This window comes from Pedobacter sp. 01N416 (assembly GCF_056399685.1).
In genome coordinates this window covers 1-767 of record NZ_JBFTRT010000981.1, presented here as the reverse complement: position 1 = coordinate 767, position 767 = coordinate 1, and the positions used below count along the sequence as shown (strand labels likewise).

The window sequence follows — 767 nt, the reverse complement described above, 5'->3', positions numbered from 1 at the left end:
AAACTGCACACTCGTTTCGGCTTCCCCGCCTAAGGCAAATGCAAAATCAAATCCGTTTCGGTTAATGTCTTGTATGTTGATGTAGTTTTCGGTTCCCAAGCGTACATACATCAGCGATCTATAATTGCGAATGTTTTTCCCGAAATACACATCGTAACTCAGGGTAAAATTGGCTGGAAGTGGTTTTGCAAAATCTGGATAGAACGTAAACTCTTTGGGTATGGATATCCATTTTCCTCTTTGTCCGCTTAGTGTATGAAGTGTGGCATTTTGAAATTCGTGTCCATTTTTTCCGTATGTATGCCATCCTTTAGCAGAAAAAGTACCTGTGTTATAGCCATCAAAGTCTTCGTATAAGATGGTATTCGGGTCTTTACTTTTTACGCTTGCCGTAACCGATTTACTTACAATACTTACCATTGTATTGCCCGAAGTTTTTACGGGTTCTTTCACCGGTTTATAGGCAACGGTTTTCATCTTTTCAGGGTCGGCTAACCACTTGCTTACGTAATCGAAATTAAAATTTTGTAACATTGAATGCACCAAATGTTGTGCATCGGTTCCAAAAGTTACATCATAGTTAGCGAGTGATCCTGCAAAATCGATTCTGGGCGTAAGGTTTACATATAACCAAAGTGGTTTATCGGTTTTAGATTGATTGATGATTTGTTGGGTTGTACTTACCAATAGGTTATACTCAGGAAAAGTTTTGCTGAGCTGTTTGCCATTTAAAATATGGCGTGGATCGAGCAGGTAATGTCCTGCAC

Annotated in this window: 1 protein-coding gene; it reads right to left on the bottom strand. The window is 39.4% G+C overall.

Translation table 11 applies throughout. The features are described 5' to 3' along the window. Positions 1–767, bottom strand: a 767-nt coding sequence (locus AC1DND_RS28805) for a hypothetical protein (RefSeq protein ID WP_477586382.1), incomplete at both ends; no start/stop codon positions are given.